The sequence below is a fragment of the Panacibacter microcysteis genome, from assembly GCF_015831355.1.
GTDB classification, from domain to species: Bacteria; Bacteroidota; Bacteroidia; order Chitinophagales; family Chitinophagaceae; genus Panacibacter; species Panacibacter microcysteis.
Window position 1 is genome coordinate 532,900 of the sequence record NZ_JADWYR010000001.1, and the last position, 17,622, is coordinate 550,521.

A 17,622-nucleotide genomic window follows, 5' to 3' on the forward strand; every position below is an offset into this window, starting at 1 on the left:
TTAAAAAAAAGCAGCATTTGTAAATGCTGCTTAAAAAATATGTTAGCTGTATGTAAGCGATTATGTATAACGGGTTGCCGACAGATCCGCAACTGTTGCAGGATGTACTGCTGTACAAGGGTGCGACGCAAGGGACGATGCCACGCTTACTGCTGCCGGGTACACAAAGTTTTTAATTACCGAACACTTTTTTCAATAAGTCTGTAGTTCTGGCCACAGGGTCTTTCCTGATCTTCATTTCTTCGAGTGCAATCTGGTAAAAAATGCCAGACAGTGCTTTTTCTGTTACGTAACTGCTGAGATCGGGATTTACTTTTGTAAGCGAAAATTTATTGTAGTTGCTGAATACAGTATTCCAGTATTTGGTGGCACCTGTTTTCTCCAGCGATTTTTCAATAACCGGTTTGAATGCGGTGGTAAGTTCGCCCGTTGTTTTGGTGCGCAGGTACCTGGTTGCAGCACTGTCGCCACCTTTTAAAATGCTCCAGGCATCTTCGATACTCATTTGCTTAATGGCACTTACAAAAATGGGTGATGCACTTTTGGCAGCATCTTCCGCAGCACGGTTCATGGTAAGAATAGCATCATCAACCTGCTGGCCCAGGCCAACATTGCGCAATGTTTTTTCTACCTTCTGCGCATCTGCAGGCATCAGTATTTTTATGGCCGCGTCTTTAAAAAAACCATCTGCAGCAGACAATTTGGTGGTGCCTTCACTTACGCCTTTATTCAGCGCTTCTTTCAGACCATTGGCAATTTCATCTGTGGAGAGGTTGCTGTTATTGCCTTTGTTCTCATTGCCGGTAACTTTTTTAAGCAGGCCGCCAAGCTGCGCCTGCGATGAAAAGGTAATTGCCGCACTGAATAAAAGAAGCCATAGTTTTTTCATTGTGTTGAGTTTGATGCTGTGTGAGATCAAAATTAGCGGGCAGTGTTTAATGTGGCGGTTAAAGAAAAGGCAAAAAGCTTTTTCATCTTACCATTTTTTTAGTGATTACCTTTTTACTTTTGCTGCCATCATGATCAAAATGTACAAATACGTTTTTCCTGCAATACTCATACTCACACTTGCCGCCTGTGGCAATAATGATCAAAATGCCGGCAACGAAACGGTTGAAGACAATAACAATCCTGCACCACCTGCCATTGCCTACAATATTGTAAAAGTGTATCCGCACGATACCAGTTCGTATACCGAAGGCCTCGTTTGGTACAACAATGAAATGTATGAAAGTGCAGGCAATTACAAAGAAAGCAGGTTGTTTAAAAATGACCTTGCTACCGGAAAAACAACCAAAAGTGTAAAACTGCCTGATGATTTTTTTGGTGAAGGCATTGCTATACTGAATAATAAAATTTACCAGCTTACCTATCGCGAAAACAAAGTGCTGGTGTACGATCTTAAAACATTTCAGAAGATCAAAGAAATGCAGTGGCCGCACGAAGGCTGGGGCATGACAACCGATGGCACACACCTGCTCATCAGCACCGGCAGCAGCAATATTTATTTTGTAAACCCTGACGATTTTAAGATTGTAAAAATGATCGGCGTTACAGATAATTACGGCCCTGTTGGCAGCATTAATGAACTGGAACTGGTAAACAATGTACTTTATGCAAACATCTGGCAAACACAATACATCTATAAGATAGATCCGGAGAGCGGCAGGGTGCTGGGCAAAATGGACCTTACCGGGCTGCTGGCCAAAAGCGGTATTGCCTACAATCCTGCGTTGTACGACAATACAACAGACAATGTACTCAATGGCATTGCGTACGATTCTGTAAAGAACAGCCTGTACATAACAGGTAAAAAATGGCCGGCCACCTTCGAGGTTAAACTGAACTAATTTTTTTTTGAGACAGGCTGCAGTGCTACTATGTGGCTGCTGTTGTGTCACTCACTTGTACGTTCTGCCCTTTATGCAGCAATGGCTGCCTTGCGCTATAAACACAAACACATTTATGTGCCGCTTTACACACCCGTATTTTAAGTACGGTTACAGGCAAATTAGCCTTACTGCCATACCAAATTCAAAATAACTTCGCTATCATTGTCTTTCACAAAATCTGCGAAGTAATGAGTATTAAGTTTCGCCTCACCCTCATGAATTTTTTGCAATTCTTCATTTGGGGTTCCTGGTTAATCTCCCTCAATGTTTACCTCGATAAATCATTACACTTCACCGGCGGACAAATAGGAAGCATTTACGCAACCATGGGCATTGCTTCATTGTTTATGCCCGCCATTATGGGCATTATTGCAGATAAATGGATCAATACAGAGCGGGTGTTTGGCATCTGTCACATCATCAGCGGCTTTTTGCTGTATAAGGCTACAACGGTTACAGACTACGAAAGCGTTTACCTGTATATGTTGCTGAACACGATGTTTTACATGCCCACGATTGCCCTCAATAATACCGTGTCTTACGAAGTGCTGGAGCAAAAACAGTTAACGGCTGTAAAAGATTTTCCGCCCATACGTGTATGGGGTACTGTGGGTTTCATCATTGCTATGTGGATGGTTGACCTGCTGGGGCTCACCAACAGCGCATTGCAGTTGTACATCAGTGCCGGCGCATCTTTGTTACTGGGCGTATATGCTTTCACTATGCCAAAATGCACACCCAAACAATCGAAAGAAAAACGCACCATTGTATCTATGCTCGGCCTCGATGCATTTGTGTTGTTCAGGCAGCAGAAGATGCTCGTGTTTTTTGTGTTCGCCATGTTCCTTGGTGCAGCGTTGCAGATTACGAATACTTTTGGAGGCGCATTTCTTACAGACTTTGGCAGCCAGCCGCAGTATGCCAATTCATTTGCGGTACAGCACCCCAGTATACTCATCTCTATTTCCCAGATTTCTGAAACGCTGTTTATACTGGCTATACCGTTTTTCCTGCAGCGTTTTGGTATAAAGAAAGTAATGCTCATGAGCATAGTTGCATGGGTACTCCGTTTTGGATTATTTGCTTTGGGAGACCCCGGCACAGGCCTGCCCCTGCTCATTCTCTCGATGATTGTTTATGGTATGGCTTTCGACTTCTTCAATATTTCCGGTTCATTGTTCGTAGAGAAAGAAACCAGTATTAAAATACGGGCCAGCGCACAGGGTTTATTTATGGTTATGACGAACGGCATTGGCGCCTACCTCGGTGGCGTTATCAGCGGCTGGATCGTTGATTATTTTACGGTAAACGGCGCAAAAGACTGGCAAAGCATCTGGCTGAGCTTTGCCGCGTATGCACTGGTGCTGGGCATCATATTCCCGGTGGTTTTCAGGTACAGGCACACTCCTGCTGCAGGTAAGATCGGTAAAGCCAAGGCTGTAGACATAACACCGCATTAGCGGATCACAGATCTTTTATGAGATATGTTACCGGTCTTATGCTTCAAAAGCGTAAGACCGGTAACGTGGTAAAAACCGGAACGCCACAGCCGCCATAACAACGGAACGCACAAGTGAGTGACACAACAGGCGATGCCATAACATACTGTTGCCGGTTACATAATATTTCTTTGTATTTCTTAATGTAATCCCAAACCTTCCACAGCGTATCCCCAACTTCAACAGAACGCTTTTTATCAGCCTTACAACCGTTAACTTTGCAAATCTTTTTAAGTGGTCAACCAATTAATTTATGAGTTTATTCAAAAAACAAGCGGCGGAGTTTAAGCAGCGCCATATAGGGCCGGGCGCAGCAGATACTAAAGCAATGCTGGAAACCATTGGCGTTGCAAGCCTGGAAGAACTGATCAATAAAACAGTTCCGCAGGCCATACGCATGCAGCATGCGCTACAATTACCTGAAGCCATTAGTGAGCATGAATACCTGAAACTCATTAAGGAAATGAGTTTAAAGAATAAGACTTTTAAAAATTATATCGGGCAGGGTTATTACGATACCATTACCCCGTCTGTTATTTTGCGTAACATTTTTGAAAACCCGGGATGGTACACGCAATACACACCATACCAGGCAGAGATATCGCAGGGGCGCCTGGAAAGTTTGCTGAACTTCCAGACAATGGTAAGTGACCTTACAGGGTTACCGATAGCCAACGCCTCTTTGCTGGATGAAGCAACGGCCGCAGCAGAAGCAATGGCCATGATCTTTCACCATGTAAACAAAACCGATAGAATCGACAGGCCGAAGTTCTTCGTGGATGAACATGTGTTCCCGCAAACAAAAGATGTATTGCTTACACGCGGCACACCCATAGGTGTTGAACTGGTATATGGCGATTATGCCACCGCGCTTATTGACACCAGCTATTGCGGTGCCATTGTGCAATACCCGAACGATAAAGGTTCAATAGAAGATTATCGTTCTTTTATAAACAAAGTACATGATGCCGGCGGCCATGTAGTGATGGCTACTGACCTGCTGGCGCTGACACTCCTTACCCCTCCCGGCGAATTAGGTGCCGACGTAGCCATCGGCTCTGCACAGCGTTTTGGTGTACCACTGGGTTTTGGTGGTCCGCATGCGGCATTCTTCTCCACCAAAGACGAATTTAAGCGCAATATGCCCGGCCGTATTATAGGCGTAAGCATAGATGCGCAGGGTAACCGCGCATTGCGTATGGCGCTGCAAACAAGGGAACAGCACATTAAACGGGAAAAGGCTACATCTAATATTTGTACGGCACAGGCATTACTGGCAAACATGGCAGCTATGTATGCAGTGTTTCATGGCCCGCAGGGTTTAAAAGATATGGCAGAACGTATTGCCATGCTTACACAAACCGTTGCAGAATCAATTGAAGAAAGAGGTTTTGAACTTTTCAGCGATAACTATTTTGATACGATTACGGTAAAGGTGGATGATGCAAATGCCATTAAGGAAAAAGCAACCCGCCAGCAGATCAACCTGCGTTATATCAGTAACAACCAGGTGGGTATTTCAATAGACGAGACCACAACAGTAGATGATCTTTACGACCTCATCAACTGTTTTGAGAACGATGTTGACCCTGTGGCATTCGATATAGAAGAAGATGATGAGCCGCGCCATATACCAATGGTACTTGCCCGGCAGTCTGCTTATTTAACGCACCCTGTTTTCAATATTCACAGAAGTGAAAGCCAGGTAATGCGCTACATCAAACAACTGGAAAACAAAGACCTTTCGCTGAATACTTCCATGATCTCGCTGGGCTCGTGCACCATGAAGCTGAATGCAGCCAGTGAAATGATACCATTAAGCTGGAGCCATTGGGCAAAAATGCACCCTTTTGCGCCGGCAGAGCAAACACTGGGTTACCAGCAGATGATCAAAGAACTGGGCGACTACCTCTGCGAGATCACTGCATTTGATGCATGCAGCCTGCAACCCAACAGTGGTGCACAGGGCGAGTATGCCGGTTTGCTTACCATTAAAGCATACCATGAAAGCCGTGGGGATCATCACCGCAACGTAATGCTTATTCCAATCTCTGCACATGGCACCAACCCCGCAAGCGCAGTAATGGTGGGCATGAAGGTAGTAGTGGTAAAAGCTTTGGAAAATGGTTATATAGACGTAGAAGACCTGAAGGCAAAAGCTGCATTGCATGCTACCAACCTGGCAGGCATTATGATCACCTACCCAAGTACATATGGTGTATATGAAGAAACCGTAAAAGACATTACACGAATTGTACACGAGTATGGCGGGCAGGTATATATGGACGGCGCCAATATGAACGCACAGGTGGGCCTCACTGCACCTGGTTTAATCGGCGCCGATGTTTGTCACCTCAACCTCCACAAAACATTTGCTATTCCACATGGTGGCGGCGGGCCTGGTATGGGCCCAATCTGTTGTGCAAAACATCTTGCGCCATTTTTACCCGGGCATGTAAGCGAGCAGTCATCCAATGCAGTAAGTGCTGCACCATATGGCTCTGCCTCTATCTTACTCATTTCTTATGGTTATATACGTATGCTTGGCGCCACAGGTGTAAAGGCTGCTACAGAATATGCCATACTCAATGCAAATTATATGCGTGCAAGGCTGGAAGCACACTACGACATACTTTATACCAACCACAACGGCGAATGCGCACATGAGTTTATCGTAGACCTGCGCCCATTCAAGAAAACTGCAGAAGTAGAAGCAGAAGACGTTGCAAAGCGTTTGATGGATTATGGTTTTCATGCGCCAACCATGAGTTTCCCTGTACCCGGTACAATTATGATCGAGCCAACAGAGAGCGAGGACAAGGCCGAGCTGGATCGCTTTTGCGATGCACTCATCAGCATACGCAACGAGATAAAAGCAATAGAAGAAGGCGCGGATAAAAAAGACAACGCATTGAAAAACGCACCACACACACAGGCTGTTATCTGCGCAAATGAATGGAACCATTCTTACACGAGAGAGCAGGCTGCCTTCCCGCTGTATTATGTAACGCTCAATAAATTCTGGCCATCGGTAGCAAGGGTAAACAATACGCATGGTGACAGAAACCTCATTTGCACCTGCGAGCCTGTTAGCAGCTATGCAGAAGAAGAAGCGTGAGGAATGGTAATTTTTACGTAATAAGTTTTAAGTAGTAAGCTATAAGAAAGCTGGTTTCTTTTTGGGAAGCCAGCTTTTATTTTTCATGGCATCGCCTGTTGTGTCACTCACTTGTGCGTTCCGTTGAAATGGCGGCTGCAGCGTTCCCGGTCTGACGGTCCTCCGTCTGACAGCATATTATTCAGTCTAAAACTGTTTATATCTCATAATCTTTTACCTGCGTTAGCAGGTCAGCAGCCTTCATCAACGGCTGCCATTCATTACCGGAAAATAGTAACCTGAACCATTTTTTATTTGCGTTCTCCGCTCTGATATTAAAAAACAACCACAATGCCAGCACAGTAAACAATAACGTAATGGTACACTGAAAGATCAGCCAGCCTGCCGGAATGTTGTCAAAAAACCTTCCTGACAAATAGAATGTTGTCCATAAGGGTGCCTGTAAAAATAAAATGCGGGTAACCCAAAGTGTCGAAGCTTTTATTTTGGCAAGTTTCTGCTGGGTTAACACTACCGGTTCATCCAAATTAATATTGTGCAAAAGACTAAGCTGGTAAATGTACACAACAATAGCAACGGCCGTTATCAACACCTGTAGCGATAAAGAATACAGGAAAAAAAGACTGGTCGTTTCATAGTCGTTCAAAAACAATTTAACAAGTAACAACCCCAGGCCTGCCACCCAGCAAATACCAATGATCACCGCAAACAGCTTAGCTGGCTTCATTGAGTGAAGTAGTGTTTGCACCTTCATTGTAGTTATTTCTGTTGCATTTTGCCTGTTTAGCTGTAAGCTTTCATCAAGCTTTTTATCGTAAGCTTTCCAAAGATGTATCAGTTCCATTTCCTGCATGATGTTATACGTTTTTCTGTAAAAATTTTTGTTTAATGAGTAGTTTAAGCCTGCCGATTTTGGTAGCCACATTTGTTTCGGAAGTACCGGTAATTGCAGCGATCTCCTTATGACTTTTTTCTTCGAGGTAAAGGATCATGATGGCCTTATCAAGTTCTTTCAATTCAGCAATACATTGCTGTAATAACTCCAGTTGATGTTCCTGTTCTGTCGCAGTATTACTTTCCGCCAGGTGAATGATCGCTTCCGGCATGTTACCGGCTACACTTTTTTGCTTTTTATTTTTCCTGAAAGAAGAGATAGCTGTATTAAGCGCTATGCGATAGATCCAGGTGGAATATTTGTATGCATCGTTGTAGCGCGAAAATGATTTCCACAACTGTATCGTAATTTCCTGTATAAGGTCCTGCCTGTCCTGTTCGCGTATACAGTAAGCATTGGCAATCTTGAAAATGATGCCTTTGTGTTTTTCCAGCACTTCGAGAAACAATGTAGACTGTTCAGTGGCGTGCATATAGGTTGCCTGGTTTATCTGTAAGTATTATTCGCACAAACGAAACGAATATCACAGCGCAGCATAAATTATTTTTTCATGCGCTTACAGCACAGCTGTTGTGCCCGAATCTGTAATTTACCTTTTTAACCAACCTATATCATTGCAATGGGCACACTACAAATTTACCTGGTGGGTGGTTTTCTTGGCAGCGGCAAAACAACTGCTATAGCCGCCGCAGCCTTACAATTGCAAAGTCAACACATTAAAACGGGCGTGGTAACAAACGACCAGGGAAATCACCTGGTTGACAAAGCACTTATGAATAGTTTGCATATTGAAAACGCGGATGTGCCAAATGGCTGTTTTTGCTGCAATTACAACAATCTTACAGGCGCATTGCTGCATATGCAAACAAATGAAAACGTCCAGGTTGTTTTTGCCGAGTCTGTGGGCTCCTGTACCGATCTTATCGCAACAGTTGTAAAGCCGATGATAAGGCATTATCCTGACTTTCGTATAGTGCTTTCGGTATTTGTAGATGCAGGGCTGCTGAAAGCAATCGTTTATAACGAGGCTTCGTTTGTAAGCGAAGATGTACGGTATATTTACGGGAAACAAATCGAAGAAGCCGACCTGCTCATTATGAACAAATGGGACACCCTTTCGGCTTCAGAAAAAAATGATCTCGGGCTGTTCATACAAAGCAACTTAGCACATAAAAAAATATTGTACCAAAACTCTGCAAGCATGGCAGATGTAGCAGCCTGGCTCAGGGTTTTGCAGGAGTATCCTGCCCTGACTGATCAACCCTCGCTGGCAATTGATTACGACAGGTATGCCAGCGGGGAAGCATTACTGGCCTGGAGCGACTGCCTGTTGAGCATACATACTATGCAGCCTGTAGCAGTTGCTGTTGCCCGACTGTTGATGGATACGATTGCCGAAAACATAAAAGCACAACATTATGCAATCGGCCACCTTAAATTTTTTCTGCACAATGAAGCCGGCTGGTCGGCAAAAGTGAGTTACACCACGCGTGAACACAATCTTAAAGCCGGGTTGACAAATGTGGCATGTAAACATCTTGAAGTAATGATTAATGCCAGGGTGGAAACAGACCCCGCTGTTCTTTCAAACATCATCCATGCAAGTATAGAACAGGTAATCGCAGGAACCGGCAGCAGGATCATTGTACAAACGCACAACAGTTTTAAGCCGGGCTACCCAAAACCAACACAGCGTATTGATTAACTTTACCTGTATATATTCACCATCAGAAATTCATTGGTAAACACCCTTATGGAAAAGGAACTACAGGTATCAGGCAGAAATATAAAAGTTGCCATGACGCAACACAAGATTAAACTGGTAAATGATGCGGCGCTTGCAGCTTTACTCGCACAACAGACAGAAGCAGCAACCGACGAACTGGTAACGGCTATGAAAGCTTCGTTTAAAGAACAGAACGGAAAAGAGTTTGATGTATCAGACCACTCAATTGCCGTAGAAATATGGGGCCATGTATATGCGGAAAGCTTTGCTGCTGCGGTAAAGGCTTTATCGCCTTTTGGTTTTATAGATACACTTGCAGATAAAGTAATCGGCCATTGTGAAATAATTGATATTGGTGAATCTGGCAGAGATAGTAACCGTTTTATCTGGGACAGGCTGGCTTCTTTCAAATCCAATATCGCAGCATTGCTACCCAAACATACAGTATAGGCATGCAGTACTTACCAGCCGGCACAACATCTGAACGCTTGCTGTTTCGCAGGCTGGCACCATCAGACTTTGACACCATACTCCAATTTTACCAGGATCCTTCCTCATCTGCGCAGTGGATCTCTGAAGTAAACGACCCTTACCTCAACTGCACACGCATGTTTGAAAAAACATTCCAGCGTTACGCCTGCAATACCGGTGGCATGAATATTCTTGTTGATAAAACAAACGGGGAGATCATCGGAATGTGTGGCCTGCTGGTGCAAACCATAGACAATATTGAGGAACTGGAAATCGGCTATTCCGTTATGCCCCGCCACCGCAACAAAGGCTATGCCGCAGAAGCCGCCATAGCCTGCAAAAACTTTGCGTTCTTACACAACCTGCGCGATTCGCTGGTATCCATCATTGCAGTAAACAATATTGCATCGCAGAAAGTGGCGGTGAAAAACGGGATGCATATTGATAAAACAACTTACTACAGCAACAACCATGTACACATTTACCGTGTCTGGAAACAGTTGCCGCCGTGGCCGCATGCTACGGAGGTAATGTAAAAAGTGCGGACAGCCGCCATAAAAAACCAGCAGTACAAGTGAGTGACACAACAGGCGATGCCACAGGTTACTGCAGCCGGTACAATCAAAATATCCGATGTCAATCAACGGGTGCTTTGTAAACCTGCAGATGATTTACCATGCGCATTACCATCATTTTTATTCACCCTTTAACAGCATGATGTGTTACATTTGCGGCTTTCCTGCATGCACATTTTTAACTCAATTATGATGACATTATGAGATCAGCAAAAAAGTGTTTGTTGTTCGCGGCATTGTTTGCTTGTGCAAACAGTTTTGCGCAAAAAACAAATTATGACCAGCATGAAGCGTTTGCCCCGATGTTTTATCCTGCATATGGCGATAAGGTAAGAGCTGCGGACGGTACGCCGGGGCCAGACTACTGGCAAAACCGCGCCGATTATAACATACAGGCTACACTGGATGATTCTTTACAAAATGTAAAAGGTGTTGTAACTATTACGTACACCAACAACAGCCCTCAATCGCTGCCGTTTTTGTGGTTGCAGCTGGACCAGAATATTTACAATTTACAGTCACGCGGCGTAGCAACAACTGCAATAAGCGGTGGCCGCTGGGCAAACCGTAACCAGTTTGATGGCGGTTATACCATCGAATCTGTACAGGTTACAGACAACGGTAAAACGTTAGACGGTAATTACAATATTACTGACAGCCGCATGCAGGTAAAACCGGCCAATGCAGTAAAAGCCGGCGGCGGAACAATACAGTTGAAAATTGCTTTTCGTTTTACCATTCCGGAATATGGTACCGACAGGCTTGGCCGTTTGAATACAAAAAATGGCTGGATCAATGAAGTGGCACAATGGTACCCACGTATGTGTGTATATGATAACGTTAACGGCTGGAACACCCTGCCATATCTTGGCCAGGGTGAGTTTTACCTCGAGTACGGCAATATTGATTACAGCATTACCGCACCAGCCAGCCAGATCATCGTTGGTTCGGGCGAGTTGCTAAACCCAAAAGATGTACTTACCGCTGAGCAACTGAAAAGATGGGAGGCGGCAAAGAACAGCGATACAACAGTTGCCATTCGCGCCGCTGCAGAAGTTACTGATGCAGCATCAAGACCATCAAAAGAGCATCTTACCTGGAAGTTTCGCTGCACCAATACAAGAGATGTTGCATGGGCTTCTTCGGCAGCTTTTGTTTGGGATGCGGCACGGATCAACCTGCCATCCGGCAGGAAAGCCATCGCAGCATCTGCTTACCCTGTAGAAGTGGCCACAGACAGCGCATGGAGCCGCAGCACAGAATATGTAAAAGGCGCAATTGAATTTTACTCCAGGTATTTATACGAGTACACGTATCCTGTTGCAACCAATGTGGCCGGTATTGTGGGCGGTATGGAATACCCGGGTATCGTATTCTGCGGTTCAAGGGCAAAGAAGGGTGACCTTTGGGGTGTTACATCGCACGAGTTTGGCCATAACTGGTTCCCGATGATCGTAGGCAGCAATGAAAGAAAATTCCCTTGGATGGATGAAGGTTTCAATACTTTCATCAACACGCTTGCAGATACAGCCTTTAACAAAGGCGAGTATAAGGAGCAGCCAATGAACAGGTGGAACTTTGCCAACAGGATATTCAACGACAGTTCAGAAAACCTGTTTACCGTGCCTGATGTAACACAACCACGCAACCTTGGCATGGTGGCTTACTTCAAACCAGGCATGGGGCTCACATTACTGCGCGAAAATATTTTAGGCAAAGCACGTTTCGACAGTGCATTCAGCTACTACGTGCACAAATGGGCATTCAAACATCCTACACCATACGATTTCTTTCACTGCATAGAGAACTATGCGGGTGAATCGCTGGATTGGTTCTGGCGCGGCTGGTTTATGAACCAGTGGAAGATAGACCAGGCCGTAACCGATGTATCTTATGTAAGCAGGGATAGAGATCCTGCACAGGGAGCAGTTATTACCATTGCCAATAACGAACAATTGCCAATGCCTGTAGTGATAGATATTACAGATGCTGCCGGCAAAACCATGCGCAAAACGCTGCCGGTAGAGATATGGCAGCATGGCCCTGTGTGGAAATTCAAAGTGAATACTACAGCCAAAATAACAAAGGTGGTAATTGACCCCGATAAAAATTATCCTGACATCAATAAGGGCAACAATATCTGGACAGATTATTAAGCCATTGATTGTTGCATTCATCATAACGGGTAGCAGTGTATGTTACCCGTTATTATTTTATGGTATTATGATGAGCCCGGCAAAGTGCATGTGGCATCGTCCCTTGCGTCGCACACTTGTACTGTAATGCAGTGGTCGGCTGCAGCCTCCTCACTTTGGCCTGCTACAGGTTTCAAACGGCACTGCGCAGACTGCACCTTGTTGAGTATTGCTGCTGCCGCACAAGTGTGCGACGCAACAGTAGCTGAATAGTAGCAATGCTGCCGGCTACCAAAATAAAAAAAGTAGCATAACCAGCGGGTGCAAAGATTACAGAGACACGCAGCTTATGAATATATTCGCAGCATGATCAATTCGGTGCACGATTTTAAGCATGTATTTTTTATTGGTGTGGCTGGCACGGGCATGAGTGCCATAGCACAATACCTTGCAGGCGCAGGGTACCATGTAAGCGGCAGCGACCGCTATTTTAAACCGGGAGCGTACAACGAAACCAAAGAAAAACTGGAAGCAGAAGGCATCAGGTGCTTTTTGCAGGATGGCTCCGGCATAACGGCTGAAACAGAACTGGTAGTGGCCTCTACAGCCATTGAAGACACTGTTTTTGAAATACAAAAAGCAAAACAACTCAATATTCCGGTTATAAGAAGATCTGAATTACTGGCACTGATTGCAAAAAGTAAAAAGACCATTGCGGTGGGTGGCACATCGGGCAAAAGCACCACTACGGGTATGCTGTTCCAGGTACTGGAAACAGCGGGTCTTGAGCCATCAATCATAAGCGGTGCCGGGCTTGTAAGCTTTATAAAGACGGGCAGAATCGGCAATGCAAAAACAGGCAAAGGCGAATGGCTGGTAATTGAAGCAGATGAAAGCGATGGCTCGATTGTGCAATACACGCCTGAAGTTGGTTTGCTCCTCAATATTGACAAAGACCATAAAGAAATTGATGAGCTGCTGAAAGTCTTCGACACTTTCAGGACCAATACAAAAGAACTGTTCATCGTTAACCAGTCTCATGTGCTGGCAAAACAGTTGTCGAAAAATGTGACCCATGATTTTTCTGCAGCTGAGCACATACCAGCGGGTTTTGTGGCAAAAGATTTTATTCAACATGGCCTGACGATCTCATTTACCATAAATGGTGTAGCCTTTGAACTTAACCAGGTTGGGCAGCACAACATGGAGAATGCCTTGGCCGCTACCGCTGTTGCTGCGCAGATTGGCGTGCCACTTGATGTTTGCGCAACTGCGCTTAAAGACTATGAAGGTATTTACCGCCGCCACCAGGTAATTGGTCATAAAAACGGCGTATGGCTTATTGATGATTATGCACACAACCCGGCAAAATGTGCCGCCTCCATAAAAGCCTGCCAATACATTGCACCAAAAGTAATAGCATGGTTTCAGCCGCACGGCTACGCACCTACCAGGTTTTTACGCAATGATTTCGTGGAAGAGATTGCTGCGGCTTTAAGGCCACAGGATGAAATATGGATGAGCGAAATATTTTATGCGGGTGGCACCGCCACCAAAGATATTTCTGCCGGCGACCTTATCAATGACCTGGAGCAAAAAGGTAAGCAGGCTTTCTTTGTGGAAGACCGTGATAACCTGGTTGCTGCCATCCGCGGCCACCTTAACGGTGATTGCGTGTTGCTGCTAATGGGTGCAAGAGACCCATCGCTCGAAGCATTTGCCGGGCAGGTTTGGAGTGCATTGTAAAAAAAAGGGTCGCCTGCGGCGACCCCTGGGTGTTATATGCGGTTCTTCAATATACTATTTAACGATCTTGATAACCTGTGTTCCTTCTGCTGATTCGAGCTTCACCAGGTAAGTTCCTTTCGCAAGGGAAGCTGCAGGTATGTCTTTTGTTGTGACGCCCTCGTTTACATTAAATACTGTTCTCAGTACAGCACGACCCTGCATATCTGCAACAGTTACGGTCATCGCTGTTTGTATCTTACTGTTGATGGTCAGGAAGATGTTGTTCTGCACAGGATTCGGGAATATTACATAGTCTACATTCTTGTTGTTTGCCGTAGATATGTAAGGACTGTACTTGTATTTTCCATCTGCATCCACCATTTTCAGCCTGTAATAATTTACGCCGCTTAACGGACGGGCATCCGCGTACTGGTAATCATTCTGGTTGGGTGTATTCCGGGCAGTCACTTTCCCGATTGGTGCAAAGTTCCTGGCATCCGCACTTCTTTCCACATCAAAATAAGACGTATTTACTTCTGCAGTGGTTGACCAGGAAAGCAGGATGCTGTTACCATTTTTTGTATAAGCAAAACGTACCAGGTTCAGCGGCAAAACATTTTCGCATACAGTTGTTACCTGCGATGAGAGGCTGTAAGGCTCGGCTGTGGGTACCTGCGTAACTTCTGTAACTGCGCCCGTGGTAAAGGTTACATCTGCGGTGGTTACAGGGTTGTCTGCAACAGTGTAACTGCTGGCAATATCATTACAATTATTCAGTGATGTATCGAAATTGGCGGTGCTTATGTAATTGGTGGAAGCTGCTGCATCAAAACCGGCGATCATGTACTCATTGGCAGATACCCTGCTGATAGTGTTTGACACATTGCCTGTAGTGGTATAAATATCTTTAGCGCCAAGTACAGCACCATCAGCAGCGCTTTGTTTGAATACATTTGCCGCGCCACCCACTGTTGCTGCCACCACAACATTATTGCCCGGTAAAATAACCGCATCGTTAACAGCAACAGCGGCAGTATTGGTAAGCTTTTTACCCCATACCGCAGCGCCTCTTTTATCAAGCTGCAGGGCCAGTGCAGAGCCATCTGCCTGCGATGCAACTACAGTGATGGCTTTTGTACTGCCTTCTACAATATCCATGTTATATGGCTGAAAAGAGCCGGTAACAGATTTTGACCAGGTTACCAGCCCGGTTCTGTCTGCTTTCACTACTTCCATGCCGGTAGCTGTACGCGCAAGAACGGCAAAACCTTTATCCCGCGTGTTGATGATCTTTGTCTCGAGCACGTTTGCGCCACCACTGTAGTCGCCGTTGAAAAGTATATCTCCTTTCCGGTTGAGAATTACCACTGCAAAACCGGCAGACGTACCGGTGTTTGATGTACCGGCAATAAAGACGTTGCCAAGCTGGTCCTGTGCCACAGAAGAAAAACCGGTGAACTTTGCAGCTTTGAAAAACTTTTGCCATACAACAGTGCCTGAGGTATTGTACTTATACACGAAGCCACCTGTTGAGTCGCTGTTATAACTATAACTGTAAGTACCCGCTACGATAAATCCTCCATCAAGTGCTTCAACAACAGCAGACGGATAGTTTTTTACGGTGTCTTCGATATATGTACCGCGCGACCATTGCACGGCATATGCATTGGTAAACTTTACAACAGCATTCTTATTACCATTCCTGTTGTATGGGTAAGCAAACATCAATCCTGCATCACTTGTACGGATTACGGTGTAAGGTGCATCGTTAGCGGTTCTTGCTGCCGGCAGCTTTGACATGCCAATCGTTTTGTGCGTAAAGGTCTGGGCCGGTAATTCTGTTGATAACAAAGCAAGCAAAATCGGAACGTAGATTTTTTTCATTCACATCAAGTTTAAAAGGTTCAAAAGTTTATGTAAGGTAAAAACTATAGACATTCATTTTAATTCTAAAAGTGTTTTCATTATACCAATAAGACATATGTTAACATGGTTTGCAGCAACGATAACTTATCTGTGTTTGTATAAAAAGCTAACATACAACGCAGATGGCAACAATCTGTAACGACCACATATTTATGTAGCTATACCAATACCGTAGCAGAGCGCCTTTCGCATTCATAAGAAGGTGAAAGCCGCCAATCAATTTTTGCTATAACATAATACCGCGCAGGAAGAGGTACGCCACGCTGAAGTAAATGATGAGCCCGGTTACATCCACCAGTGTGGCTACAAAAGGCGCAGAAGAAGTGGCAGGGTCTGCACCAAGTTTTTTAAGTATAATGGGCAGCATAGAACCGCTGAGTGTGCCCCATAACACCACACCGATCAATGTAATACCTACCGTAAAACCTATCAGCAGCCAGTGTGGCCCATAGAGATCTTCTATAATACCGTTTTGCATAAGTATGTGCCAGATAAAAATGCGCAGCAACCCTATTGCGCCAAGTATGCTCCCGAGCATCAGGCCGCTTAGTACTTCTCTGCGCATCACCCGCCACCAATCTGCAAGCGTTACTTCGCCAACAGCCATAGCCTGTATAATAAGTGTGGAGGCCTGCGAACCGCTGTTGCCCCCGCTACTGATGATCAGCGGCACAAAAATCGAAAGCACTACAGCTTTTTCTATTTCGTCACTAAAAAAAGACATCGCTGTTGCAGTAAGCATTTCGCCAATAAAAAGTACAATCAGCCAGCCCACGCGTTTTTTGATCAGCTTGAAAAACGGGGTTTCAAGATAAGGTTCTTCCAATGCCTCTGTACCACCCATTTTCTGCATGTCTTCGCTAAACTCTTCGTTGGCCACCCAAAGAATATCGTCTATGGTTACAATGCCCAGCAAAATATTGTTATCGTCTGTTACAGGCAGTGCCACACGGTTATTCATTTTAAATACCTGGCTGGCATGTTCCTGGTCATCATTCACGTTTAGTGATACCACGCGTCCGTCGATGAGTTCACCAATTTCTTTATCCGGGGCAGAGATAATGATGTCTCTTAATTTAACATCATCTATCAGTTCTCCTTTTTCGTTAATGATATAAATCACATCAACAGTTTCACTGCTCTTTGCCACTTTGCGTATTACGCCCAACGCATCATCTATGGTGTTATGCTCGTACACATACACATAATCAGGGGTCATCAAACGGCCAACACTGTCTTCAGGGTAGCCAAGCAGCGAAAGTGTAATTTTTCTTTCTTCGGGGTCCAGCAATTTAATAAGGTCACGGATCACTTCTTTCGGCAGTTCTTCGAGAAAGTCTGTACGGTCATCTGCCGGCAGTTCATTCAGTAATTCTGCTGTTTTAAACGGGGGCAGCTCTTTTACAATACGGCGCTGCTCGGTAATGTCCAGTATTTTAAATACACTCGCAGCACGGTGTATGGCCATGTTGGCTATTATCTGCGATTCATAATCAGGGTTTTCGTAAATGATGTCTGCCACATCGCTGATGTTCTGGTCGTTCAGAAAATCAGCAATGGCCAATTTGTCGCCACCTTGTATAAGTTGCTCAAATTGTTCCGCTAAAGGCAGTTCTTCCATTTCAAAACTCATGCGTGCAAATTAGGGAATGATGAG

The 17,622-nt window shown here is 44.9% G+C and carries 13 protein-coding genes; 8 read left to right on the forward strand and 5 right to left on the reverse strand.

The window, feature by feature from the left end:
* Positions 1-172: 172 nt before the first annotated feature.
* On the reverse strand, positions 173-889 hold the full coding sequence (locus I5907_RS02195; RefSeq protein ID WP_196989101.1) for a DUF4197 domain-containing protein: 717 nt from the start codon (positions 887-889) through the stop codon (positions 173-175).
* 49 nt (positions 890-938) lie between these two features.
* Between I5907_RS02195 and I5907_RS02200 the strand changes: the two genes are divergently transcribed.
* From I5907_RS02200 to gcvP, 3 genes are all read left to right on the forward strand, one after another.
* Positions 939-1,850, forward strand: a complete 912-nt coding sequence (locus tag I5907_RS02200; RefSeq protein WP_196989102.1) for a glutaminyl-peptide cyclotransferase — start codon at positions 939-941, stop codon at positions 1,848-1,850.
* A 230-nt stretch (positions 1,851-2,080) separates the two neighbouring features.
* Positions 2,081-3,352, forward strand: a complete 1,272-nt coding sequence (locus I5907_RS02205; RefSeq protein WP_196989103.1) for a nucleoside permease — start codon at positions 2,081-2,083, stop codon at positions 3,350-3,352.
* 292 nt (positions 3,353-3,644) lie between these two features.
* Positions 3,645-6,509 (forward strand): aminomethyl-transferring glycine dehydrogenase, encoded by a 2,865-nt coding sequence (gene gcvP / locus I5907_RS02210; RefSeq protein ID WP_196989104.1) that lies wholly within the window; start codon positions 3,645-3,647, stop codon positions 6,507-6,509.
* A 196-nt stretch (positions 6,510-6,705) separates the two neighbouring features.
* Here the strand turns inward: gcvP and I5907_RS02215 are convergent, their stop codons facing one another.
* Together I5907_RS02215 and I5907_RS02220 are read right to left on the reverse strand one after the other, a co-directional pair.
* Complete coding sequence (locus I5907_RS02215) at positions 6,706-7,362, reverse strand: hypothetical protein (protein ID WP_196989105.1); 657 nt, start codon at positions 7,360-7,362, stop codon at positions 6,706-6,708.
* A gap of 4 nt (positions 7,363-7,366) precedes the next feature.
* Positions 7,367-7,876 (reverse strand): RNA polymerase sigma factor, encoded by a 510-nt coding sequence (locus I5907_RS02220; protein WP_196989106.1) that lies wholly within the window; start codon positions 7,874-7,876, stop codon positions 7,367-7,369.
* Positions 7,877-8,023: 147 nt separating this feature from the next.
* Between I5907_RS02220 and I5907_RS02225 the strand changes: the two genes are divergently transcribed.
* The 5 genes from I5907_RS02225 (at position 8,024) to I5907_RS02245 (ending at position 14,057) form a co-directional block, all read left to right on the forward strand.
* Positions 8,024-9,109 (forward strand): GTP-binding protein, encoded by a 1,086-nt coding sequence (locus tag I5907_RS02225; RefSeq protein WP_196989107.1) that lies wholly within the window; start codon positions 8,024-8,026, stop codon positions 9,107-9,109.
* 48 nt (positions 9,110-9,157) lie between these two features.
* Positions 9,158-9,580 carry a hypothetical protein gene (locus tag I5907_RS02230; RefSeq protein WP_196989108.1) on the forward strand — a complete coding sequence of 141 codons (423 nt, stop codon included), beginning with the start codon at positions 9,158-9,160 and terminating at the stop codon, positions 9,578-9,580.
* Between the two features lie 2 nt (positions 9,581-9,582).
* A complete protein-coding gene (locus I5907_RS02235; protein WP_196989109.1) occupies positions 9,583-10,137 on the forward strand; it encodes a GNAT family N-acetyltransferase in 555 nt (184 codons plus the stop codon).
* A 239-nt stretch (positions 10,138-10,376) separates the two neighbouring features.
* Positions 10,377-12,332: a M1 family metallopeptidase gene (locus I5907_RS02240; RefSeq protein WP_196989110.1), complete on the forward strand. Its 1,956-nt coding sequence runs from the start codon at positions 10,377-10,379 to the stop codon at positions 12,330-12,332.
* Between the two features lie 345 nt (positions 12,333-12,677).
* Positions 12,678-14,057 carry a UDP-N-acetylmuramate--L-alanine ligase gene (locus I5907_RS02245; RefSeq protein WP_196989111.1) on the forward strand — a complete coding sequence of 460 codons (1,380 nt, stop codon included), beginning with the start codon at positions 12,678-12,680 and terminating at the stop codon, positions 14,055-14,057.
* A 54-nt stretch (positions 14,058-14,111) separates the two neighbouring features.
* Here the strand turns inward: I5907_RS02245 and I5907_RS02250 are convergent, their stop codons facing one another.
* Positions 14,112-15,923, reverse strand: coding sequence for a T9SS type A sorting domain-containing protein (locus I5907_RS02250; protein WP_196989112.1), 1,812 nt, complete (start codon positions 15,921-15,923; stop codon positions 14,112-14,114).
* A gap of 268 nt (positions 15,924-16,191) precedes the next feature.
* Entirely contained in the window at positions 16,192-17,598 is a 1,407-nt protein-coding gene (gene mgtE, locus I5907_RS02255; RefSeq protein WP_196989113.1) for a magnesium transporter, read from the reverse strand.
* Between the last annotated feature and the right edge of the window lie 24 nt (positions 17,599-17,622).